The organism is Mycobacterium sp. IDUB_17, assembly GCF_055419465.1.
Genome location: NZ_JBVAXS010000009.1, coordinates 73,021 through 94,234 on the forward strand (window position 1 = coordinate 73,021; position 21,214 = coordinate 94,234).

The following is a 21,214-nucleotide window of genomic DNA, read 5'->3' on the forward strand; positions in this document are numbered from 1 at the left end:
TGGACATGCCGGAATTCCCCCAGAATTCGTTCCGTGAAGCAGATCAGGAGAGAACGCGAGCTCGCCCGCACCGACCGTCCCGACCTCGACTCGGTACTCGACGCCGCGGCGGTGGGCACGCTCGCGACGGTGGTGGACGGACAGCCGTGGGTCGTGCCAATGCTCTATGCCCGCGATGGCGACCGGATCCTCCTGCACGGGTCGACGGGCGCGGGTGCACTGCGGCATGTCGCGGCCGGGGCCCCTGCCGCGTTCTGCGTCACGCTGCTGGACGGAATCGTGGTGGCGGACACGCTTTTCGACTCCACGGCCAACTACCGATCCGCCGTCGTACGTGGACACCTGACCGTCATCGACCCGGCCGACGCGGCATACGCACTGGATCTGTTGAGTGACTCACTGATCCCTGGCCGCAGTTCCGAGGTGCGGTCCAGCACGAAAAGAGAGCTCGCCGCGACACTCGCGATCGCGCTGCCGATCACGCCCGACGGCTGGACGGTCAAGGTGCGCAATGCCCCGCCGGCGCCGCCGGACGACGCGGCCGACTCCGGCGGATGGGCCGGCGTGGTGCCCCTTCGGACCGTGGCCGGCGAGCCGATCGCGGCGCCGTGGGTGGCCGCCGACGTCGACACACCCGAGTCGGTGCACCGCCTCGTCAAGGGCAGCTGACCCGACGCACCGATCCGGTGGTTCTTCGCGCACTCGCCGATATCAAGCCATACTGGGCAAATGCGATCCATCTGGAAGGGTTCGATCGCCTTCGGCCTGGTGAACGTGCCGGTCAAGGTCTACAGCGCCACCGAGGACCACGACATCAAGTTCCATCAGGTCCACGCCAAGGACAACGGGCGCATCCGCTACAAGCGCGTCTGCGAGGTGTGCGGCGAAGTGGTCGAGTTCCGCGACATCAACAAGGCGTTCGAATCCGACGACGGACAGATGGTGGTGATCACCGACGAGGACATCGCCACCCTGCCCGAAGAACGCAGCCGCGAGATCGAAGTCGTCGAGTTCATCCCGGCCGACCAACTCGACCCGTTGATGTACGACAAGAGCTACTTCCTGGAGCCCGACTCGAAGTCATCGAAGTCCTATGTGCTGTTGGCCAAGACGCTTGCGGAAACCGAACGCGTGGCCATCGTGCACTTCTCGCTGCGCAACAAGACGCGCCTGGCCGCCTTGCGGGTCAAAGACTTCAGCAAGCGCAACGTCATGGTGATCCACACCCTGCTGTGGCCCGACGAGATCCGCGATCCGGATTTCCCGGTGCTGGACAAGGAAGTCGAGATCAAACCGGCCGAGTTGAAGATGGCCGGTCAGGTGGTGGAGTCGATGACCGATGACTTCAAGCCGGACCAGTTCCGCGACGACTACCAGGAACAGCTGCACGAGCTGGTCCAGGCCAAACTCGAAGGCGGAGAGGCCTTCTCGGTCGAAGAACAGCCGACCGAGCTCGACGAGACCGAGGACGTGTCCGACCTGCTGGCCAAACTTGAGGCCAGCGTGAAGGCGCGCGGCGGCGCGGCGCAAGAGCCCGCCAAGCAGGCACCCGCGAAGAAAGCCCCGGCCAAAAAGGCCCCCGCCAAGAAAGCGGCGGCCAAGAAGTAACTCAGCGGCGGCAGTCCAGGTCCACGTACACCGTCGTGTACTGCAGATTCTGTCCGGGGTTGAACGACGTGATGCTTGCCGCGCCCGGCGGCACCTGCGGTGCGGTGACCGAACGACCTTGACGAACGGCACTCACGGTGCAGTCGTCGATGGCCCTGGTGCCCACCTTGCTCAAGATCACCCGGTAGCCCTGACTTTCCAGGTCACTGATGGTTTGACTCGCGGTCGACTCAGTGGGCGCGGCAACAGCAGGCGGGGCCAACGCCGCCCCCAGCCCACACAGCCCGGCGCCGGCGACACACACGCTTCTCAAGTTCCGTTTCACTGGGTCCAGCCCGTCCTCTCGGTTTCGGTAAGTGGGCTAAACCTAAAACGCCGAAATCCGTTGTCGGACAATCTCATACCGAATCCACACCGGTTCACACGCAGAGAACGCCGCCGAAATACGGCGTTAACATGAGCGCTCTCGGAGCGCCGTCAAGCAGGCACGTCGACGCGCAGGGCCTCGTGTTCGTCCAGGATCCGGCGCAGTGCGGCATCCATGGGATGAGCGGATTCGAGGTCATGGCTGCAGCGACGATCCACCACGACCACCGAGCCCAGGCTCAGCGGTGTGTGCTCGATCTGGTCGACGAACGCGTCGAACACCGTGCGCGGGGTCGCCAGGTAGTACAGACCGTGACGGGCGTCGGCGAAACGCGCGCCGTATATCAGGCCGCACTGGGTGATGACGAAAAATTCCGATGCCGGGTGCACGCGATGGCCGGGGTGACCCAATTCCTCCTCACCCCACACCTCCGCTGCCAGACGGGCCTGAGCCAATCGGTCCTGCAGGTCGTCGGTACAGGCCAGCAGGCGGTGGACAAGGGTGCCCGCCGCCGACGGGTACTGATCGATCGCGGGCCTGAAGTACCGCGCGAAAAGATCGCCGAAGAAGTCATATCGCTGCTGGGTCATCGCGGCTCCCACCTTGAACTGACTCCTCCAGTGTGCGCCCGTCACCGCCGCGGCGGAGGTCCTTTGACGCGCTGGGTCAGATGCGCATCGTCGTGCGCCCGTTCGGCCCCGACCTCCCAGGCCACCACCTCATACTTGGGGAATGTTGCCGAGGGCCAGGGCCGTCGCGGTCGTATTCGCCCTAGCCGGCACCGCCTATGCCGGCGCCGCTGCGCCGCCCGCGGGCGCCGACGGAGCGGATGCCGTCGTCAGGGATCTGGAGGCGGAGGGATACACCGTCAACATCAACTGGCTCAGCGGGTTCAACACGCAGCAGCTGTCGGATTGCACCGTGGTCCGGGTCAACAACCCCTCGTCAAGTCCCGAGCCGATGCCGGGTGACACCGTCTATGTCGATGTCACCTGCCCGAACAACTTGTACTAGCGTTCCCCGCCCCCAGGGAGATTCCGATTCGCGCGGGCGAGCGCCACAGGACAACTAGAACGTGTTTCAGAAACCACCCACGGACGCTGTCGTGCCCTGCTAGCGTGGCGCCGAGCTAGGGAACGGAGCGCACGTGATTCTGGATAGATTCCGACTCGACGACAAGGTTGCGATCGTCACCGGGGCAGGGCGTGGACTGGGCGCGGCAACCGCGCTGGCATTCGCGGAAGCGGGCGCCGACGTGCTCATCGCGGCCCGCACGCAAGCCCAACTCGACGAGGTGGCAAGTCAGATCGCCGAGACCGGGCGGCGGGCGCATGTGGTCGTCGCCGACCTGGCGCACCCTGAGGCCACCGCCGAGCTCGCGGCCGCCGCGGTGGAGGCGTTCGGCAAACTAGACATCGTCGTCAACAACGTCGGCGGCACCATGCCGGCGCCGCTGTTGAACACGTCCACGAAGGATCTGCGCGACGCGTTCACGTTCAACGTGTCGACCGCGCACGCGCTGACGTGTGCGGCCGTGCCGTTGATGCTCGAACACTCCGGCGGCGGCAGCATCATCAACATCACCTCCACGGTGGGGCGCCTGGCCGGGCGGGGATTCGCCGCCTATGGCACCGCGAAAGCCGCCCTCGCGCACTACACCCGGTTGTCCGCACTGGACTTGAGCCCCCGCATCCGCGTCAACGCGATCGCGCCCGGTTCGATCCTCACCTCGGCCCTCGACATCGTCGCCTCCAACGACGCCCTTCGCGACCCGATGGAGAAGGCCACCCCGTTGCGCCGGCTCGGCGATCCGACCGACATCGCCGCCGCCGCGGTGTACCTGTCCTCCCCGGCGGGTAGCTATCTGACCGGCAAGGTGCTCGAAGTCGACGGCGGCCTGAACATGCCCAACCTCGACCTGCCCATCCCTGACCTCTGAGGAGAAGAATGCCCATTCGCGTAGCGGCAGTCGGCACCGGAAACGTCGGCAAGCACGCACTCAAGCAGCTCGTCACCAATCCGGACTACGAACTCACCGGCGTGTGGGTGTCCTCATCGGCCAAGGCCGGCAAGGATGCCGGAGAGCTTGCCGGCCTTGATGTTTCGACAGGCATCCTGGCCACCGACGACCTGGACGCGATCCTGGCCGACAAACCGGACTGCGTGGTGTACACCGCCCTTGCCGACAACCGGCTGCCCGAGGCCCTTGAGGACTACCGGCGCATCCTGTCGGCCGGGGTCAACGTGGTGGCCAGCTCCGCGGTGTTCCTGCAGTACCCGTGGCAGGTGCTGCCGGCTGAGCTGATCGAGCCCATCGAGACGGCGGCGCAAGAGGGATCTTCGACCCTGTTTGTTAATGGCATCGACCCCGGCTTCGCGAATGACCTTCTGCCCCTTGCCCTTGCCGGCACCTGCCAACAGATCGAACAGATCCGCTGCATGGAGATCGTCGATTACGCGACCTACGACAGCGCGGCGGTGATGTTCGACGTGATGGGCTTCGGCAAGCCGATCGACGAAACTCCGATGCTGCTGCAGCCAGGTGTGTTGACCCTGGCCTGGGGTTCGGTGGTCCGTCAGCTGGCCGCCGGCCTGGGTATCGAACTCGACGAGGTGACCGAGGAGCACACCCGGGTACCGGCGCCGGAGGACTTCGACATCGCGGCCGGCCATATCCCGGCGGGCACCACTGCCGCATTGCGTTTCGAGGTGCGCGGTATGCGCGACGGCAAGGCAGCCGTGGTGCTGGAGCACGTGACACGGCTGCGCGACGACCTGTGCCCCGAGTGGCCGCAGCCCGCGCAGGAGGGCGGCTCATACCGGGTCGTGGTGACCGGTGAACCGTCCTACCACCTGGACCTGCGCCTGAGCAGCCCCAACGGCGACCACAACCACGCGGGGCTGGTCGCCACGGCGGCGCGGGTGGTCAACGCGATCCCGGCGGTGGTGGACGCCAAGCCGGGTATCCGGACCACTCTCGATCTGCCGTTGATCACCGGCCGGGGTCTGTACGCTGCCGGATAGATCCCCGCTGGAAGGAGCGCCGCGATGAAAAATCTCCTCAGCACGGTTACCGGTTGTCTGATGGTTGGCGGCGCTTCCGCGGCGATCGCCCTGGCCCCGCTGGCCTCGGCCGAACCCAGCGCTCCCAGCGAGCCCCGCCTGCTGCCGCAGTGCGAGGTGACCGGCGGCAGCTCGGTCGAGGGTGGACAGACCACCGAATGCGCAACCGAGGGCAACGTCCAGATCGACTCGACTCCGCCGCAGCCCGGCTACGGGATGTTCCCCTGGGACGACGATTTTTTCGTGCTCTGACCAGCGCTGACAGCGCCGTTCAGACGTAGACTTGCTCCAGGATCGGAGTAGGTCATGACGAACATAGTTCGGTACCTGGCTGCGCTGCTGGCGGTGCCGTGTTTGGCGATTCTGACTGCTCCGGCCGGCTCGGCCGCACCGAAGTGCACCAACACCTCACCCAACACCACGCTGTGCCAGACCAATGGCAGCACTCAGATCGTGACCTCCCCGCCCGCCATGAGGAACTACGGCCCCGGGTACGGCTGGATGTTCGGCTTCGGCGGCATCGTCGTCGGTTGGTGACACCCCTGGTGACCACCCCCCCGACGTGGCTTCGCCGGAAAGTTTCGGCTACCCTAACTTTTCTATTCGCATACCCGGATAGAAAGCGGAGCCGTTGTTAGAGGACACCAAGGCGCGCACGACGCCGAGCTGGATGCTGCTCGGGCCGGCCTTCGTCGCCGCGATCGCCTACGTCGACCCCGGGAACGTCGCCGCGAATGTCAGCGCGGGCGCGCAGTTCGGCTACCTGCTGGTCTGGGTCATCGTGGTGGCCAACGCCATGGCCGGCCTGGTGCAGTACCTCTCGGCCAAGCTGGGCCTGGTCACCGGCCGCTCGCTGCCCGAGGTGATCGCCGACCACACGCGCACCCCGTCCCGTATCGCCTACTGGATACAGGCCGAATTGGTAGCCGTCGCAACCGATCTCGCCGAAGTCGTGGGCGGGGCGATCGCCCTGCACCTCCTGTTCGACCTGCCGCTGCTACTCGGCGGAGTCATCACCGGGGTGGTGTCGCTACTGCTGCTGAGCGTGCAGAACCGCCGGGGTCAGCAGGTGTTCGAGCGGGTGATCACCGGACTGCTGATGATCATCGCGATCGGCTTTCTGACCAGCCTGTTCGTCGAGACTCCCCCGGCGGCCGAGGTCGCGGCCGGGCTGATCCCCCGGTTCCAGGGCACCGAAAGCCTGCTGCTGGCCACCGCGATGCTCGGCGCCACGGTGATGCCGCACGCGGTCTATCTGCACTCCGGCCTGGCCCGTGATCGGCACGGCCACCCCGAACCGGGCCCCCGGCGACGACGTCTGCTGCGGGTGACGCGCTACGACGTCGGGCTCGCGATGCTGCTGGCAGGCGCGGTGAACCTGGCCATGCTGCTGGTCGCGGCAATCAACCTGCAGGGGCGCGACAACACCGACTCCATCGAGGGAGCCCACGCCGCGGTCCGCGACACCCTGGGCCCGACGGTCGCCCTGCTGTTCGCGATCGGACTGCTGGCCTCCGGCCTCGCGTCGACCTCGGTCGGCGCGTATGCGGGCGCGATGATCATGCAGGGGCTGCTACGTCGCTCCTACCCGCTGCTGTTGCGTCGCGTGGTCACCCTGATCCCGGCTCTCGCCGTCCTGGCCATCGGCGTCGACCCCAGTCGCGCCCTGGTGCTGTCCCAGGTCGTGCTCTCGTTCGGCATACCGCTGGCGCTGATCCCGCTGGTGCGGTTGACCAGTAACACGACCCTGATGGGCGACGACGTCAACCACCGCGTCACCACGGCCCTCGGCTGGGGTGTGGCCGGATTGATAAGTGTGCTCAACGTGGTGTTGATCTATCTGACCGTGAGGGGCTGAATGCTTGCTTCCGCACGCCTGGATCGAGTTCCTGCGGCGCTGGGCAGCGCTAATCGCTGATCACAGCAGCCGCCAATTCGCCTATCACATCAGCGATTTCACCACGACGCCGCCAGGCCCGACGCTGCCGCATCGCACCGTTGCCCTCGGCGACGACGCGGCCTAGCTCGCCACGGACCATGTCGTAGTCGCCCAACTGCAACAGGGCCGGCCGCACCGTTTCGACGAACCGGCCGAGCAACTCCCGCGCCGGGACGGGCGACTGGTCTCCGAGCAGATCGATACAGTCGCCGTTCAGGCCGTCGTGAGCGGCTTCCCAATGTGCCGCACGGATTTGGTAGTCCGCCAGGTGCGGAACCGATTCGCCCGCGTCGTACGCGTGCAGCGCCGTCATCACCCCGGCGCGGATCAGCGTGGCGACCAACACGGTCTCAGCGACGGTGGCCGGCACATCGCACACCCGCACTTCCACGGTCGGGAAATTCGCCGACGGCCGGACATCCCAATAGATCATGCCGTCGTCCAGCGCAACGCCCGCTCGTTCCAGCATGCTGACGGCGGCGTCGTACTGCGCGGCCGAATCGAAATGCGGCGGAGGTCCCGAGTTCGGCCACCGCGTCCACAGCACGTTGCGGAAGCTGGCATACCCGCTGTCGGTGTTGCGGTAGATCGCCGAGTTGGCGGTCAGCGCCAACAACACATGCAGCCACGGCCGTAGCCAGTTGCTGACGTGAATCGCGGCCTCGCGGTCGGGCACTGCGACATGAACGTGACAGCCGCAGATGCCCTGCTCGTGGGCGAGCATGCCGAACCGGTGGGCGATCCTGCGGTAGCGCGCGGTCGGCGTCACCGGGAATTTGTGCGGCACGGTCGGCGGCAGCGCAACGGCCAACAGCTGCGCCCCATTGGCGGCGGCGGCCTCGGTGGCAATCCGGCGCAACCTGGTCAGTTCGCAGCGCAGCGCGCCGCTGTTATCCATCACATCCGTAGTGGTTTCAACCTGGCAGCTGGTCAGCTCCAGTTGCAGGTCGACCCCGTGCAGGGCGGCGCGTGCGGCGACCTGTTTGTTGCGGGCGATCGGTTCGCCGCTCTGTGGGTCGATGAGCAGGAACTCCTCCTCCACGCCCACCGTCGGATGACTCGTCACGGCTCAGAATTGCCCACAGCAGACGCCCCCAAACCTGCAACCGCCGTGCCTAAGATCGGGTGATGCCCAACGATTTCCGCTTTGGTGTCAGCCTGCGAACCGTCGAATCCCAATCACAGATTGCCGACGAGGCCCGGCGTGCCGAAGACCTCGGCTTCGACGTGCTCAACGTGCCCGACCATCTCGGCGCGCCCGCCCCGTTCCCGACCCTGACCGCGATCGCCGCGGCGACCAGCACACTGCGCGTCGGGACGTTCGTGCTCAACGCGGGCTTCTACAAGCCGGCGCTGCTGGCGCGTGACGCCACCGCCCTGCGGGATCTGTCCGGTGGCCGGTTCGACCTCGGTCTCGGCGCGGGGTACGTGCGCGAGGAGTTCGACGCCGCGGAGCTACCGTTCCCCAGCGCGCGCGACCGTATCGACTATCTGCGCCACACCACCGAGTATCTACGCGAGCATGCACCCGACATTCCGATCCTCATCGCGGGCAACGGCGACCGGCTGCTGACGGTGGCTGCCCAGACCGCCGACATCATCGGCCTCACCGGTGGCGCTCATGTCGACGGCGACCCGCTGGCCGACCGAATTTCGTTCCTGCGCAACACCGCCGGCGATCGGTTCGACGAGCTGGAGCTCAATATCGCGGTCACCGCGATGCCCGCTCCCGGCAGTGAAATGCCCATCCTCAACGTTCCTCGTCATTTCCTGCCGGGGCTCAGCGACGAAGAGCTGCTGCGGCACCCCGGAGTGCTGTCGGGATCGGTCAGCGCGATGGCCGACCACATTCGTGGGCTGCGCGAGAAGTACGGCATCACCTATGTCATCGTGCAGATCGCCCACGCCGAGACGTTCGCGAAGGTGATCGCCGAACTCCGGTAGAACTTCTCTCCATCCGAACCCCATCCGGCTCCGAATACCGGGTGTGGAGCACATTCATCCTGGTGCGCGTTCGGTAGCGGTGATCGGCAGCGGCGTCGCCGGCCTGACCGCCGCGTATGTCCTGTCGGCCCGCGACCGGGTCACCCTCCTGGAGTGCGACGACCGCTTCGGCGGACATGCGCATACACAGCATGTCGCCGAGGACGGCCGCACGGTCGCCCTGGACACCGCTTTCCTGGTGCACAACGACCGCACGTATCCGACTCTGTGCCGGCTGTTCGACGAACTCGGAGTCCGTACGCAGAACACCGACATGTCGATGTCGGTGCGCGACGACGGCAGCGGTTTGGAGTACGCGGGCGCACGTGGCCTTGGCGGCCTGTTCCCGGCCTGGTCCAACCTGACGCGGCCTCGTTATCTGCTGATGCTTGGCGAGATCACCCGATTCCACCGCCTGGCAACCCGGCTACTGAGCCGGCCCGCCGGCCGGGACGAGGAGACCCTGGACGAGTTCGTCCGGCGCCACGAGTTCTCCCAATACTTCATCGACCGGTTCATGACCCCACTGGTAGCCGCGGTCTGGTCGTGCCCGCCGGGTGACGCGCTGGGTTATCCGGCCCGCTACCTGTTCGTCTTCCTGCAGCACCACGGCATGCTGTCGACCTTCGGCTCACCGACGTGGCGCACGGTGCAGGGCGGGTCGGGCACCTACGTCGACGCCATCGTGTCCAGAGTGCATGAGGCCGTCACCGGCGCACACGTGCGATCCGTGCGGCGATGCACCGACGGCGTCTCGGTCACTGTGGACGGCCACGAGCCCCGGCAGTTCGACGCCGTCGTGATCGCCGCACACCCCAGCGAGGCTCTGCTGATGCTGGCCGAACCCACCGTTGCCGAACGATCCGTCCTCGGCGCCATCCCCTACCACCTCAACCAGGCGCAACTGCACACCGACGAGTCCCTGCTGCCACGCCTACCGCGGGCGCGAGCGTCATGGAACTACCTGATCGATCCCTTCAATCGCGCAGTCACCGTCACCTACGACATCACCAGGCTGATGCGGTTGGGCGGCCCCCGCCGTTACCTGGTCACGCTCGGCGCGGCCGATCGGGTCGACCCCTCGGCTGTGCTGTGCGAGATGCTCTACAGCCATCCGGCCTACACAGCTGAATCTGTTGCCGCTCAACAGCTCCTGCCTTCCCTCAACGATGACCGGGTGGTGTTCGCCGGCGCCTATCACGGCTGGGGGTTTCACGAGGACGGCGCCCTGTCGGGGTGGCGGGCCGCCCAACGACTGGGAGCCCGGTGGGCCGGCCAGTCGGCACCGGAGCCGCTGGCATGCTGACTCCCGCCATCTACCGCACCCGGATCACCCATCTCCGCCAGGCACCGGTGCGTCATCGTTTCACCTACCGTGGGTACAGCTGGTACGTCGATCTGGACCGGATGCCGCGCCTACCTCGCTGGCTGGGTCCGTTCGCCCGGTTCGAGGTCGGCGACCACTTCGCCGGTACCCCGAAAGACTCACTGCGTCAACGCGTTGACGCGTTTCTGCAGTCGCACGATGTGGACCTCGAGGGCGGCAGCGTGACCGCACTTCTGCAGGCGAGGGTGCTGGGATATGTGTTCAACCCACTGAGCCTGTACTGGTGTCACGATGCCGGCGGCACGTTGCGTTTCGTGGTGGCCGAGGTGCACAACACCTACGGCCAGCGTCACGCCTATCTGCTGCCCGCCCACGGTCGCGCCCGAGTAGCCAAGCGCATGTACGTCTCACCGTTCAATGCCGTCGACGGGCACTACCGGGTCCTGGCTCCCGAACCCGCTGAGCATGTAGACGTGACGATTTCCCTTCACCGTCAGGGCCATCCGGCCTTTGTCGCCACATTGCGGGGTGACCGCAGGGCGGCGACCACCGCGGAGGTCCTCCGCCTTCAACTGGCCGCGCCGCTGGCCCCGCTGGCAGGCGCCATCGCCATCCGGATCGAAGGGATCAAGTTGTGGCTGCGCCGGGTTCCCGTGATACCCCGAGAAAGGTCGCTGTGAGCATCCAGATCGAGACGCGCTCCACCATCGACGCGACGCGCTGGCCCGACGTGGCGCGGCCGCCGGGCGGACCGGCCGCCGCCATCGCCGGCGCGGTGGCCGCACGGCTGCTGGAGCGGGCCGCCGCCACATTGCCGGTGCGTTTGACGCTGCCCGGCGGAACCGTCATCGGGGCGGCCGACCCGACGTTACCCACCATGGTCATCGACCGACCGGACGCTCTCACCCGCAGGATCGGCCGGTACGGCCTGATCGGGTTCGGTGAGTCGTACATGGCCGGTGAGTGGCATTCCACCGACCTCGTCGGATTGCTCACCGAGTTCGGAAGATCGATGAGCGATCTGATTCCCGCTGCACTGCAACGGTTCCGGACTGTGGCCCTGCCTCGGCCACCACGTTCCCAGCACAATGAGCCCGCGCAGGCCCGGCGGAATGTCTCGGCCCACTACGACCTGTCCAATGAGCTCTTCTCGGAGTTCCTCGACGAGACGATGACGTACTCCAGCGCACTGTTCGAGCACCTGCCTGCGACTCGGTCCGAGCTGGCAGATGCCCAGCGCCGCAAGGTCGACCGACTGCTCGACGGGGCCGGGGTCGGGCCGGGCAGTCGGGTCCTGGAGATCGGGACCGGCTGGGGCGAACTCTGCATCCGTGCCGCCGCGCGCGGCGCCCAGGTCCGGTCGATCACCCTCTCGTCCGAGCAGCAACGGCTGGCCCGGCACCGAGTGGCGGCCGCGGGCCTGTCCGACCACGTCGACATCGACCTGCTCGACTACCGCGATGTCGACGGCTGCTACGACGCCGTGCTTTCCGTCGAGATGGTCGAAGCGGTCGGACACCGATTCTGGCCCACCTACTTTCAAGCCCTCGACCGTCTGGTTCTGCCGGGCGGCCGGATCACGATCCAGGCGATCACGATGCCGCACGATCGCATGCTGGCCTCCCGCGACACCTACACCTGGATACAGAAGTACATCTTCCCGGGCGGACTGCTGCCCTCGACCGAGGCGATCATCGGCCTGACCGAACGCGGTACCCGGCTGCGCACGGTCGACATGATGTCGCTGCGCCCGCACTACGCCGAGACCCTCCGGTTGTGGCGTGAGAGCTTCCTCGCGCGCCACGACGCGCTGGCGCCACAGGGATTCGACGATGTATTCCAGCGGATGTGGGAGCTGTACCTGGCCTACTCCGAGGCGGGATTCAACGCCGGTTATCTCGACGTCTATCAGTGGACATTCGCACCGACAGGAGGACACCGGTGAACTTTCTCGTGATCGCCGCGGTTTCGCTGGCCGCGCTGGGCGTCGTGCACGGATCCACTTTTCTGATCGGCCGGAGACTCGGCCGGTACAACGTGGTCGACGTCGCGTGGGGTGTCGGGTTCATCGTGGTCGCCGCGATCAGCGCTGCGCTGGGCGCCGGCGATCCCTTCCGCCGCATCCTGCTGCTCGTCCTGGTCGGGCTCTGGGCGGGACGGTTGTCCTGGCACATGGTGCTCAAATCGGCGGGAAAGGGTGAGGATCCGCGCTACCGGCAGCTGCTCGGCGGCGACTTTTCGGCCGGTCACGCGCTGCGCAAGATCTTCGTGATCCAGGCGGCCGCAACGTGGTTCGTCTCGCTACCGGTGCAGCTGTCGGCCGCCCTCGAACCGACGCCCACGGCCCTGCGGCCGGTTCTGATTGCCGGCGTGACGGTCTGGGCGGTCGGGCTGGCCTTCGAGGCGATCGGCGACCACCAGCTGCGCCGGTTCAAATCCGACCCGGCCAACAAAGGCGCGATCATGGACCGCGGCCTGTGGGCCTGGACGCGCCATCCGAACTACTTCGGGGACAGCTGCGTGTGGTGGGGCCTGTGGTTGGTGAGCATCTGCGGCTGGGGATCGCTGGTGACAGTGCTGTCCCCGGTGTTGATGACGTACTTCCTGGTGTATGCGACCGGTGCGCGACTCGCCGAGAAACACATGGCCGGACGACCGGGATTCCCTGAATACTGCTCGCGCACTTCATTTTTCATTCCCACCCCGCCGAGATCCGGATAAGCATGACGATGCCGGCCCCAGTGGCTAGGCTGCTGTGGGTGACCGCCGAACTCGACGCGTTGCTACGCCGGGTGGCCCGACACGACGTCGACGCCTTCGCGGCCCTGTACGACCAGACGAGGTCAAGGGTGTTCGGTCTGGTCACCCGGGTTCTTCGGGATCCGGGATACAGCGAGGAAACCACCCAGGACATCTACCTTCAGGTCTGGCACGCCGCGGACACCTACAACCCGGCTGCCGGTTCCCCGATGGCCTGGCTGATGACGCTGGCACACCGGCGCGCGGTGGACCGGGTGCGCGCCGAACAAGCCGCCAGCCGGCGTGAGTCCCGCTACGGCGCGAGCAACGTCGAGCCGCCCGTCGACCACGTCGCCGACTCGGTGATCACCCAAGACGAGCAACGCAGGGTGGCCGACTGCCTGTCCTCGCTGACCGAGGACCAGCGCGAGTGCATCCACCTCGCCTACTACGACGGGCTGACCTACAGCCAAGTGTCCCAACGGCTGGCAGCCAATCTCTCCACCATCAAATCCCGGATGCGGGACGCGATCCGCGGCCTTCGCAATTGCCTGGGGGCCGCATGACCGAACCGATGGACCCCGAGCTGACCACGCTCGCCACCCCGTACGCACTGCACGCGGTATCCGACGCCGAGCGCACCGATATCGAGCAGCGCCTGGTGGCGGCACCGCCGGAGGTCACCGTGCAGTTCGCGAATGAAGTACGGGACGTGCGCGAGACCATGGCCACCGTGGCGGCGAGCACCGCGCTTGAGCCGCCCGCCGATCTGCGGGACCGGCTGCTGGCGGCGGTGTCGGCAGGTGAGCTGCGGCCCACCCGGCACCGCTGGCGCACCGCTGCACTGGCCGCGGCGGCCGCCGCCGTGGTCGCCATCGCGGGCATAGGGATAGGCATCGCGATGCGGCCGGCCCCGACACCATCGACTGCCGAGCAGATCTTTGCCGCCCCCGATGTGCGGACCGTCTCCGGCGCCATTCCCACCGGCGGCACCGCAACGGTGGTGTTCTCCCGCGAACGCAACGCCGGCGTGCTGGTGATGAACGGTGTCACGCCCCCGGAATCCGGCACGGTCTATCAGATGTGGCTGCTACGCGAGGGCGGGCCGGAATCGGCGGGCACCATGGACTCGGATGCCGTCGCGCCGTCGACCACGGCGGTGTTGCCGAACCTCGGTGACGCGTCGGCATTGGCCTTCACCGTCGAGCCGGGTCGTGGTTCGACGGCACCGACCACGCCGATCTTCGCCGAGTTGCCCCTGCGGTGATGTGGCATGCATGGGGCGGGCGGAACCGGGGTATTGCTGAGACGACCGCGAGAATTGCTTACGGAAGTAGGTGACACGAGATGTCACAAGACTCAGACAACCTCAGCAAGGTGCCCAGCCCCGATCTGGCCGAGGACAACGCCTACTTCCCGTCGCCCTACTCGTTGAGTCAGTACACCTCAGCCAAGACCGACTTCGCCGGCGTCGAACACAAGGGCGCCTACACCGAGGGCCGGTGGAAGGTGCTGATGATCGCCACCGAAGAGCGATATGTGTTGTGCCAGAACGGGAAGATGTTCTCCACCGGTAATCATCCGGTGGAGATGCTGCTGCCGCTGCACCACCTGATGCAGACCGGATTCGACGTCGACGTCGCGACCATCTCCGGGTACCCGGCCAAGCTGGAGTTGTGGGCTCTGCCCCACGAGGACCCAACCGTGATGTCGACCTATGAGGCCCTCAAACCCAAGCTCAAACAACCTCTCAAGCTGTCCGACCTGGTCGACAATCTCAGAGCCTCCGACTACCTGGCGGTCTTCATTCCCGGCGGCCACGGTGCCGTCGTCGGGTTGCCGGGCAGCGAACCGGTGGGCCAGACGCTGAACTGGGCCCTGGACCACGGCCGGTTCATCATCACCCTGTGCCACGGTCCGGCGGCACTGCTGGCCGCCGGCCTCGGCAAGTCCCCGTCACCGCTGGCTGGATATTCGGTGTGCGTGTTCCCCGACTCGCTCGACGAGGGTCCCAACATCGACATCGGGTACCTGCCCGGGCACCTGCAGTGGCTCGTCGCCGATCTGCTGGCCAAGCAGGGGCTCACCATCGTCAACGACAAGATGGCCGGCACCGTGTATCAAGACCGCCGACTGCTCACCGGTGACAGCCCGCTGGCATCCGACGCACTGGGCAAACTGGCCGTCAACTGCCTGCTCGATGCGCTCGGGCTGGAGCGTCAGGCCTGATCAGCAGGCGCTCGCGACGATGATCCTGGTCGGCGTGACGCGCCCGGCCTTGACCTGGCCGTCACGCCCCGGGTCAGTGTCATCAGCCGAGCGGGAAAGACCCGAACCGGCCCCAGGCAACGAACACCGCCAAAACGAACAGCACGACGTTGACGACGATGTTTGCCCATTCCTTCCTGCGGGCGTGAACGGAGGCCGCGCCGACCATGACGAGTGCCAGGCCGACGGCTGCCAGCGGAACGAGCACCGGGGCGATATGTGTTACTGCCGGCACGATCAACCCGACCGCGCCGAGGATCTCGACAGATCCAATGGCACGAATGGCGGCCGGGCTCACATCCTGCGCCCAGCCCTGCCCGGAACTGACCAGCTTGTCTTTGGGCACAGCCAGTTTCATCAACCCGCTTCCCACAAAGCCCGCAGCCAGGACGATGGCGGCGGTCCACAAGGCGATGTTCATGGTGCTCTCCTCAATTGTCGGGTGGAGCTCAGTGCCAATAACAGCCCCACCTCGTCAGCAATGACTTGAAGTTTCACATTATTCCGCCCGTCTGCGCACAGGAAACATCAAGTAAAGGGATTACCCTCAATCCCGTGACCGACACGTCCGACCGAGCGGATACGCACTGGCTCAGCGAGGCGGAGCTCGCGGCATGGCTACCGTTCAGCGCGACGATGATGGCCCTGGCGAGCGCCCTTGAGACGCAGTTGCGCCGCGACTCGAAACTGTCGCTCTTCGGCTATTTCGTGCTTGCGGCCCTGAGCGAGGCACCCGATCGCACCCTGGCAATGAGCCACCTGGCGCTACTCGCCAGCGGATCGTTGTCACGGGCCTCGCACGCCGTATCGGCTCTGGAAAATCGGGGCTGGGTAACCCGTGCCCCAGACCCCGACAACGGCCGCGTCACGCTGGTGACACTCACCGACGAAGGCCACGACAAAGTGGTGGCGAGCGCACCGGGACACGTGGATGCCGTGCGGCGGCTGGTGATCGACCCACTCACCTCACAACAGTTGCGCCAGCTCGGGCGCGCGTCGGAAGTCATCCTCGAACAGCTCAACACGACCGGCGAGCGCCCGCCGTGGGAGGACCGGGCACGTCGCGGCTGACGATGCCGTCGGAAATACTGGGCGCCCCGCCACGGTTACGTGAGTTGAATCTTCAATCGTCACCAGGAGGAGACCATGCGATTCGGAACAATCGGCGCGGGGAATATCGGACTCGCACTCGCCCGGCATGTCGTCAAGGCCGGATACCCGGTGACCATATCCAATAGCCGTGGGCCGCAATCGCTTGCCGCCGTCGTCGACGATCTCGGTCCGTTGGCCACGGCCGGGACCGCGGCCGAAGCGGCGCAGGCCGACATCGTCTTCCTGGCAACACATTGGTCCGTGGCGACCGACGTCCTCGACTCCCTGCCGAACTGGGATGGTCGCATCCTGGTCGACACCACCAACATTTTCGAGGTTGTCGACGGCGCACTGGTTCCCGCCGAACTCGGCGACCAGACCGGCAGCGAGATCATCGCCGCCCACGCGCCGGGCGCGCGGGTCGTCAAGGCATTCAACACGTTGTACGCCGCCTACATCGACGCAGATCCCCGCCACGAAGCCGGCCGCCAAGTTGTCTTCTACGCCGGCGATGACGACGACGCCAAGGCCACCGTCGGTGCTCTCATCGATGAATTCGGGTTCGCCGCAGTCGATATCGGGCCCCTCCGCGACGGCGGTCGGCTCATGCAGATCGACGGAGGACCCCTGTCCGGCCTGCATCTGCTGAAGCAGGACTGACCCCCTCGACCCAGGGAGAAATTCAGTGATCGACGACATCGAAGACTTCCGTGCACTCGATCCGTTCTTTCGGATCATCGAGCAGGGCCTCGCGGGATTGGTCGACGGCGAGCACTTCTTCGACCTACTGGCCGAGGACGTCGTTTTCGATTTCATCATCACGGTCCCCGGCTACCCACGCCATGTCGTGGGCCGCGACAACCTGGTCGAGCTGTACCGGGGCTACGGCGACACCTTCTTCCTCGACCGCTGTTACGACCTGCGGACGCATCACTCACCATCGACGTCCACGGTCGTACTCGAATACTCATCGGCAGGCCGCGTGGTGGCGACCGGCAAGCCGTACGGCAACAGGTACATCTCGGTGGCCACGGTCAAAGACCGGAAAGTCACCCACTGGCGTGACTACCTCGACCCGCTCCGGGTCTCCGCAGCACTTGAGGGACGCACCTTCGAACCTGACGCCACCGACCCGAGCTGATCTGGGTTGACATGTCCGGATGCCTCCGGGAGCCGTTCTCGGTACTCGCAGGGCAACTCCGCCAGCAGGCGCCGTTCTCAGACCCCCGCCTGCCCGTCGATACGTTCGCGGATCAGATCCGCGTGCCCACAATGGCGGGCGTACTCGGCGATCATGTGCGTGTAGATCCAACGCAAACTGACCTCGCCGTCCATGAATGCGGCGGTGTCATCGAGCCGACGCTCGGCACAGTTGAGACGTGCCTGCTCGACCTCGTCGTTCCAGATCTGGGCGGCAGAGCGGAATGACGATTGCGCGGATACCTCAAAGCCACCGTCATGGCCGTTCGGATCCCGGGGTCCGAAGATCGGTGGCGCGTCTTCACCGGTGAGCACTCTGCGGAACCAGTTACGTTCGACTTCCGCCGCGTGCTGCACCAGCCCCAGCAAGGTCAGCCCGGACGGCGGCACCGACGCCGAACGCAGCTGCGCATCATCCAGGCCGTCGCATTTCAACATCAACGTGGCGCGATAGAAGTCCAACCAGCTCTCCAGCGTCATGCGCTCATCAGCATTCAGTGGCGGCATCGGCCGCTGGATCGACGTCATGCCCCGTGATGCTGCCATCGCACTCCGACATCGCCACCGCCGCCGGGACGGTAGGCCTTGTGCTGACGCCGGTGCATATGTTGCGCTGGATCGAACGCGTTCAGGGTGTCCGGGAGGGGAAACCATGGCCATGGAAGGCTCGGTCACGGTGCGGATGTCCGCGCCGGCGGACCGCATCTGGGACCTCATCTCCGACGTCCGCAACACCGGGAAGTTCTCGCCCGAGGTAATGGAAGCCGAGTGGCTCGGCGGGGCGACCGGGCCCGCACTCGGCGCGCGGTTCCGCGGCCACGTGAAGCGCAATGAGATCGGACCCGTCTACTGGACCACCTGCAAAGTGACGGCCTGCGATCCCGGGCGTGAATTCGGCTTCGCGGTGATGATGGGTGACCGGGCAGTCAACACCTGGCACTACCAGTTGGCACCGGCCGGAACGGACACCGATGTCACCGAGTCCTTCCGGATGCCGCCGGGAGCGTTCACCGCCGTGTTCTCGGTTCTCGGCGGTCAACTCCGCCAGCGCCGCAACGTCCGCGACATGCGCAAGACGCTGGAACGGATCAAGGCCGTCGTGGAGGGCTCGGGGCAGTAGGCGCCAAAGCCCGGTGCCCCTGTCGATCGACCTCCCCCAAGCCGGCCAGACGCAACTTCCTGTGCGCACCTTTGCGCAAGCTGTGTATTGATGAGAATTCCGCCAGGGCCCTGGTCCGTGTAGCGGCCCGGCGTGACATTTAGTTATGCTTAATATTGCGTAGGCATACATCTTGGCGCCCACCATTGGCACTTGTACATCTGGAAATCACGCGGTCGGGAGTGATGTGACCAGGCACCGGTCATCATCGAGGAGGTCGGAATGACTGCTCTCAGCCCCCCACCCGTCGACTTGAGAACTTTGCGGCCCGTCGAGCCGCTGCCGCCGCGCCGCCGGCTCATCCCCCGGTCACGCCGAGGCAAAGCCGCCATCGCCGGTGGATTAGTCGTGTTGCTGGTCGCCGGGCTACTCGGCGCGACCTACACGACCTCGCCGGGAGGCACCTTGTGGGGTGTCCAGAAGGCGATCTTCCCCGAGCACGCGCAAGGCGTTGCCCTGACCGCCGTCGTCGATGATCTGAAGACGGCGCAGGACATCCTCGGAAGCGGACAGCAGCCGACCGCCGATCAGCTGACCGACGCGCGCACGGCACTCAATGAGGCCAAGCAAGGCCTGGACTACGTCTCCCCGTCTCCGCAGCGCACCAGTCTGCAGAACCTCTATCTGCAACTGACACAACAACTTCTGCAGTACACCCCAGATTCGGTGCAACAACTGGTGGCTCTGCCCGCACCAGCTGCGGCACCGCAAATTCCCGACGCGACACTGACAAGCGGGGCCGCGCCGACAAGCGGGGCCGCGCCGACATGGGGGTACACGGGCGCTGGTGGCGACGACTTCATCCCACCGCCGCCCGGCGTTCCGGTCGAGCCTGTAGCCGGCTGGGCCCAGCCCGCGGATCCTCCGCTGACTCCGAACCTCGGGTACCTCGGTTACTACGACCCGTCCTGGGGACAGCTATACGGCTACAACCAAACTGGCTGGTACAACTACGACCTCAGCGGCTACAACCAGTACGGCTTCGATTTCCTCGGCTACGACCGCTGGGGCTACGACCGCTGGGGTTATGACCGGTGGGGCTATGACCACTGGGGGTACAACTGGGGCGGCTACAACTGGGCCGGCTACGACCGCCACGGCTGGGACCGCAACGGCTGCAACGAATGGGGCCAGCGCCGCGACCATCCCGGTGACCCCCGCAAGCAAGACTGGTACGACCGCCACCACCCGTACAAGCAGTACTACCAGTGGAAGTTCCAGAACCACGATCCGGTGTACCGCCGGGCGCAGTGGAACCGGGCCCACGGATTCAACCCGGACAGGTACCAAAACTGGAACAGGAACCGGGATTGGCACAATCCGCGTAACCGCGACTGGGCACGGCCGGCCACCCCCAATCCAGTCATCAAGGTGGACATCCGCGTCTCATCTCCGGTGGTGAACCTGAATGCCTCACTGGCGCAGTTCATCTCAAACGACAAGACGACCCGCAGCTCCGCGGCGCTGATGAAGAACCTCGCGGACAAATCCACCCGTGACTTCACCAGAGAACTCGCGCCGCGGCCGACCATCCTCACCGAGCAGGCGCCGGCGTCCCCCCTGAAAAACTGGCCCGCCGCACCCAAGGCGAGCCACGAAACAACGTTCGCACCACCGGCATTGACGGCAGCCACGCCGGCTACGCCACCGTCCAAGGTGTCACCCGAGTTTTCCGCACCCAAACTCCCGCCGGCGCCCGCCGACACACCGCCGACGATCGACAAACCGCGGGAGAAGCCAGAGCCCGCACCGGACAACATGGCGCCGAAAACGGACCCCGATCGTTCCGCTGAGCAGATGCCGACACCCCCGAAGGGGGACGCACCAGACCGTGCCGGGGCTCCGCCGGCCGAGCCGAGACCGGACACCTCATCCAAACCTGAGTTGACACCTCCGGCCGAACCGAAAACGGACAGCCCGTCAGACCCTGTGGTGACACCGCCCCGCGATGACTCAACACCGCACCGGGACAACCCTGTTCGTGAGGCACCCGCACCGGAAGCGCCAGCACAGGAAGCTCCGGTACAGGAGGCGCCGACGCGGCAAGAGCCACCGCAAGAGCGCACCGCACCGGAACGACCTACCCAGGCTCCGGAGCCGCCGCGGCAGAAGCCCGCACCAGAACCACCGGCCCAAGCACCTGTTCCTGAGACCCCGGTCCAACAAGCGCCAGTCCGGGAGGCACCGGTCCAACAAGCACCAGTCCGGGAGGCACCGGTCCGGGAGGCACCGCCCGAGCGTGAGGCGCCCGTTCGGCAGAAGCCCGAGCGGCAGGCACCGCCGGAACGTGAGGCTCCGCGATCCGATCCGGGCCCACGTCAGTCGCCCGAACAGCCAAGGACAAAGGGACCCAAGTGTTCATCATTTCCGATGTGCTGAACATCGGTGTCCCGCACGGTCACTGACGCCTGCGCCACAACAGCAGGTAGACCGGGCGCCCGACCAATCCGAGCGTCGTCATCACGACCA

Annotated in this window: 26 protein-coding genes; 21 read left to right on the forward strand and 5 right to left on the reverse strand. The window is 66.2% G+C overall.

Annotated features, from left to right (window positions below):
- Positions 1-33 precede the first annotated feature (33 nt).
- A complete protein-coding gene (locus tag ACZYZ7_RS29850) occupies positions 34-669 on the forward strand; it encodes a pyridoxamine 5'-phosphate oxidase family protein (RefSeq protein WP_463742389.1) in 636 nt (211 codons plus the stop codon).
- A 60-nt stretch (positions 670-729) separates the two neighbouring features.
- Complete coding sequence (gene ku, locus ACZYZ7_RS29855) at positions 730-1,608, forward strand: non-homologous end joining protein Ku (protein WP_463742390.1); 879 nt, start codon at positions 730-732, stop codon at positions 1,606-1,608.
- Position 1,609: 1 nt separating this feature from the next.
- On the opposite strand, the gene ACZYZ7_RS29860 is transcribed toward ku, so the two are convergent.
- Positions 1,610-1,933, reverse strand: coding sequence for a hypothetical protein (locus tag ACZYZ7_RS29860; protein WP_450072663.1), 324 nt, complete (start codon positions 1,931-1,933; stop codon positions 1,610-1,612).
- Between the two features lie 152 nt (positions 1,934-2,085).
- Positions 2,086-2,565 (reverse strand): glucose-6-phosphate dehydrogenase, encoded by a 480-nt coding sequence (locus ACZYZ7_RS29865; RefSeq protein ID WP_463742391.1) that lies wholly within the window; start codon positions 2,563-2,565, stop codon positions 2,086-2,088.
- Positions 2,566-2,707: 142 nt separating this feature from the next.
- Between ACZYZ7_RS29865 and ACZYZ7_RS29870 the strand changes: the two genes are divergently transcribed.
- The 6 genes from ACZYZ7_RS29870 to ACZYZ7_RS29895 all read left to right on the forward strand — a co-directional run bounded on the left by ACZYZ7_RS29870 (position 2,708) and on the right by ACZYZ7_RS29895 (position 6,896).
- Positions 2,708-2,989, forward strand: a complete 282-nt coding sequence (locus ACZYZ7_RS29870; RefSeq protein ID WP_135458077.1) for a hypothetical protein — start codon at positions 2,708-2,710, stop codon at positions 2,987-2,989.
- A gap of 133 nt (positions 2,990-3,122) precedes the next feature.
- The gene (locus ACZYZ7_RS29875) at positions 3,123-3,914 is read left to right on the forward strand and encodes an SDR family oxidoreductase (protein WP_450072662.1); all 792 of its coding nucleotides are present in this window, start codon (positions 3,123-3,125) and stop codon (positions 3,912-3,914) included.
- 8 nt (positions 3,915-3,922) lie between these two features.
- Positions 3,923-4,999 (forward strand): NAD(P)H-dependent amine dehydrogenase family protein, encoded by a 1,077-nt coding sequence (locus ACZYZ7_RS29880; RefSeq protein ID WP_450072661.1) that lies wholly within the window; start codon positions 3,923-3,925, stop codon positions 4,997-4,999.
- A gap of 24 nt (positions 5,000-5,023) precedes the next feature.
- Entirely contained in the window at positions 5,024-5,290 is a 267-nt protein-coding gene (locus ACZYZ7_RS29885) for a hypothetical protein (protein WP_450072660.1), read from the forward strand.
- A 54-nt stretch (positions 5,291-5,344) separates the two neighbouring features.
- On the forward strand, positions 5,345-5,575 hold the full coding sequence (locus tag ACZYZ7_RS29890; RefSeq protein ID WP_167857974.1) for a hypothetical protein: 231 nt from the start codon (positions 5,345-5,347) through the stop codon (positions 5,573-5,575).
- A gap of 94 nt (positions 5,576-5,669) precedes the next feature.
- Positions 5,670-6,896 (forward strand): Nramp family divalent metal transporter, encoded by a 1,227-nt coding sequence (locus ACZYZ7_RS29895; RefSeq protein ID WP_450072659.1) that lies wholly within the window; start codon positions 5,670-5,672, stop codon positions 6,894-6,896.
- A 49-nt stretch (positions 6,897-6,945) separates the two neighbouring features.
- On the opposite strand, the gene ACZYZ7_RS29900 is transcribed toward ACZYZ7_RS29895, so the two are convergent.
- Positions 6,946-8,043, reverse strand: coding sequence for a glutamate--cysteine ligase 2 (locus tag ACZYZ7_RS29900; RefSeq protein WP_463742392.1), 1,098 nt, complete (start codon positions 8,041-8,043; stop codon positions 6,946-6,948).
- Between the two features lie 62 nt (positions 8,044-8,105).
- On the opposite strand from ACZYZ7_RS29900, the gene ACZYZ7_RS29905 reads away from it, so the two are divergent.
- The 8 genes from ACZYZ7_RS29905 (at position 8,106) to hchA (ending at position 15,255) form a co-directional block, all read left to right on the forward strand.
- The gene (locus ACZYZ7_RS29905) at positions 8,106-8,921 is read left to right on the forward strand and encodes an LLM class F420-dependent oxidoreductase (protein WP_450072657.1); all 816 of its coding nucleotides are present in this window, start codon (positions 8,106-8,108) and stop codon (positions 8,919-8,921) included.
- Positions 8,922-8,964: 43 nt separating this feature from the next.
- Positions 8,965-10,266, forward strand: a complete 1,302-nt coding sequence (locus ACZYZ7_RS29910) for an NAD(P)/FAD-dependent oxidoreductase (RefSeq protein WP_463742393.1) — start codon at positions 8,965-8,967, stop codon at positions 10,264-10,266.
- Entirely contained in the window at positions 10,260-10,967 is a 708-nt protein-coding gene (locus ACZYZ7_RS29915; RefSeq protein WP_450072655.1) for a DUF1365 domain-containing protein, read from the forward strand. The genes ACZYZ7_RS29910 and ACZYZ7_RS29915 overlap by 7 nt, the downstream gene beginning before the upstream one ends.
- A 2-nt stretch (positions 10,968-10,969) precedes the next feature.
- Positions 10,970-12,232, forward strand: coding sequence for a class I SAM-dependent methyltransferase (locus ACZYZ7_RS29920; RefSeq protein ID WP_463742434.1), 1,263 nt, complete (start codon positions 10,970-10,972; stop codon positions 12,230-12,232).
- A gap of 8 nt (positions 12,233-12,240) precedes the next feature.
- Positions 12,241-13,008 carry a DUF1295 domain-containing protein gene (locus ACZYZ7_RS29925; RefSeq protein WP_463742435.1) on the forward strand — a complete coding sequence of 256 codons (768 nt, stop codon included), beginning with the start codon at positions 12,241-12,243 and terminating at the stop codon, positions 13,006-13,008.
- 2 nt (positions 13,009-13,010) lie between these two features.
- Positions 13,011-13,592: a sigma-70 family RNA polymerase sigma factor gene (locus tag ACZYZ7_RS29930; RefSeq protein WP_463742394.1), complete on the forward strand. Its 582-nt coding sequence runs from the start codon at positions 13,011-13,013 to the stop codon at positions 13,590-13,592.
- Positions 13,589-14,293 (forward strand): anti-sigma factor, encoded by a 705-nt coding sequence (locus ACZYZ7_RS29935; protein ID WP_463742395.1) that lies wholly within the window; start codon positions 13,589-13,591, stop codon positions 14,291-14,293. The genes ACZYZ7_RS29930 and ACZYZ7_RS29935 overlap by 4 nt, the downstream gene beginning before the upstream one ends.
- An 80-nt stretch (positions 14,294-14,373) precedes the next feature.
- Complete coding sequence (hchA, locus tag ACZYZ7_RS29940; protein ID WP_463742396.1) at positions 14,374-15,255, forward strand: glyoxalase III HchA; 882 nt, start codon at positions 14,374-14,376, stop codon at positions 15,253-15,255.
- An 82-nt stretch (positions 15,256-15,337) separates the two neighbouring features.
- Here the strand turns inward: hchA and ACZYZ7_RS29945 are convergent, their stop codons facing one another.
- Entirely contained in the window at positions 15,338-15,715 is a 378-nt protein-coding gene (locus ACZYZ7_RS29945; protein WP_463742397.1) for a DoxX family protein, read from the reverse strand.
- Between the two features lie 134 nt (positions 15,716-15,849).
- Here ACZYZ7_RS29945 and ACZYZ7_RS29950 point away from each other — a divergent pair, with 134 nt between their 5' ends.
- The 3 genes from ACZYZ7_RS29950 to ACZYZ7_RS29960 all read left to right on the forward strand — a co-directional run bounded on the left by ACZYZ7_RS29950 (position 15,850) and on the right by ACZYZ7_RS29960 (position 17,527).
- The gene (locus ACZYZ7_RS29950; protein ID WP_450072649.1) at positions 15,850-16,365 is read left to right on the forward strand and encodes a MarR family winged helix-turn-helix transcriptional regulator; all 516 of its coding nucleotides are present in this window, start codon (positions 15,850-15,852) and stop codon (positions 16,363-16,365) included.
- A gap of 75 nt (positions 16,366-16,440) precedes the next feature.
- A complete protein-coding gene (locus tag ACZYZ7_RS29955) occupies positions 16,441-17,046 on the forward strand; it encodes an NADPH-dependent F420 reductase (protein ID WP_135458097.1) in 606 nt (201 codons plus the stop codon).
- Positions 17,047-17,071: 25 nt separating this feature from the next.
- A complete protein-coding gene (locus ACZYZ7_RS29960; protein ID WP_135458098.1) occupies positions 17,072-17,527 on the forward strand; it encodes a nuclear transport factor 2 family protein in 456 nt (151 codons plus the stop codon).
- A 77-nt stretch (positions 17,528-17,604) separates the two neighbouring features.
- Here the strand turns inward: ACZYZ7_RS29960 and ACZYZ7_RS29965 are convergent, their stop codons facing one another.
- Entirely contained in the window at positions 17,605-18,114 is a 510-nt protein-coding gene (locus ACZYZ7_RS29965) for a DinB family protein (RefSeq protein ID WP_450072646.1), read from the reverse strand.
- A 130-nt stretch (positions 18,115-18,244) separates the two neighbouring features.
- Here ACZYZ7_RS29965 and ACZYZ7_RS29970 point away from each other — a divergent pair, with 130 nt between their 5' ends.
- Both ACZYZ7_RS29970 and ACZYZ7_RS29975 read left to right on the forward strand, forming a co-directional pair.
- Complete coding sequence (locus ACZYZ7_RS29970) at positions 18,245-18,706, forward strand: SRPBCC family protein (protein ID WP_135460264.1); 462 nt, start codon at positions 18,245-18,247, stop codon at positions 18,704-18,706.
- 261 nt (positions 18,707-18,967) lie between these two features.
- Positions 18,968-21,124 (forward strand): hypothetical protein, encoded by a 2,157-nt coding sequence (locus ACZYZ7_RS29975; RefSeq protein WP_463742398.1) that lies wholly within the window; start codon positions 18,968-18,970, stop codon positions 21,122-21,124.
- Positions 21,125-21,214: the final 90 nt, after the last annotated feature.

Excerpts from the sequence above, each read along its gene's own strand:
- ACZYZ7_RS29915 (WP_450072655.1), top strand. The coding sequence starts at position 10,260 with ATGCTGACTCCCGCCATCTACCGCACCCGGATCACCCATCTCCGCCAG.
- ACZYZ7_RS29955 (WP_135458097.1), top strand. The coding sequence starts at position 16,441 with ATGCGATTCGGAACAATCGGCGCGGGGAATATCGGACTCGCACTCGCC.
- hchA (WP_463742396.1), top strand. The coding sequence starts at position 14,374 with ATGTCACAAGACTCAGACAACCTCAGCAAGGTGCCCAGCCCCGATCTG.
- ku (WP_463742390.1), top strand. The coding sequence starts at position 730 with ATGCGATCCATCTGGAAGGGTTCGATCGCCTTCGGCCTGGTGAACGTG.
- ACZYZ7_RS29945 (WP_463742397.1), bottom strand. The coding sequence starts at position 15,715 with ATGAACATCGCCTTGTGGACCGCCGCCATCGTCCTGGCTGCGGGCTTT.
- ACZYZ7_RS29905 (WP_450072657.1), top strand. The coding sequence starts at position 8,106 with ATGCCCAACGATTTCCGCTTTGGTGTCAGCCTGCGAACCGTCGAATCC.
- ACZYZ7_RS29930 (WP_463742394.1), top strand. The coding sequence starts at position 13,011 with ATGACGATGCCGGCCCCAGTGGCTAGGCTGCTGTGGGTGACCGCCGAA.
- ACZYZ7_RS29880 (WP_450072661.1), top strand. The coding sequence starts at position 3,923 with ATGCCCATTCGCGTAGCGGCAGTCGGCACCGGAAACGTCGGCAAGCAC.
- ACZYZ7_RS29935 (WP_463742395.1), top strand. The coding sequence starts at position 13,589 with ATGACCGAACCGATGGACCCCGAGCTGACCACGCTCGCCACCCCGTAC.
- ACZYZ7_RS29970 (WP_135460264.1), top strand. The coding sequence starts at position 18,245 with ATGGAAGGCTCGGTCACGGTGCGGATGTCCGCGCCGGCGGACCGCATC.
- ACZYZ7_RS29885 (WP_450072660.1), top strand. The coding sequence starts at position 5,024 with ATGAAAAATCTCCTCAGCACGGTTACCGGTTGTCTGATGGTTGGCGGC.
- ACZYZ7_RS29975 (WP_463742398.1), top strand. The coding sequence starts at position 18,968 with ATGACTGCTCTCAGCCCCCCACCCGTCGACTTGAGAACTTTGCGGCCC.
- ACZYZ7_RS29865 (WP_463742391.1), bottom strand. The coding sequence starts at position 2,565 with ATGACCCAGCAGCGATATGACTTCTTCGGCGATCTTTTCGCGCGGTAC.
- ACZYZ7_RS29870 (WP_135458077.1), top strand. The coding sequence starts at position 2,708 with ATGTTGCCGAGGGCCAGGGCCGTCGCGGTCGTATTCGCCCTAGCCGGC.
- ACZYZ7_RS29890 (WP_167857974.1), top strand. The coding sequence starts at position 5,345 with ATGACGAACATAGTTCGGTACCTGGCTGCGCTGCTGGCGGTGCCGTGT.
- ACZYZ7_RS29965 (WP_450072646.1), bottom strand. The coding sequence starts at position 18,114 with ATGACGTCGATCCAGCGGCCGATGCCGCCACTGAATGCTGATGAGCGC.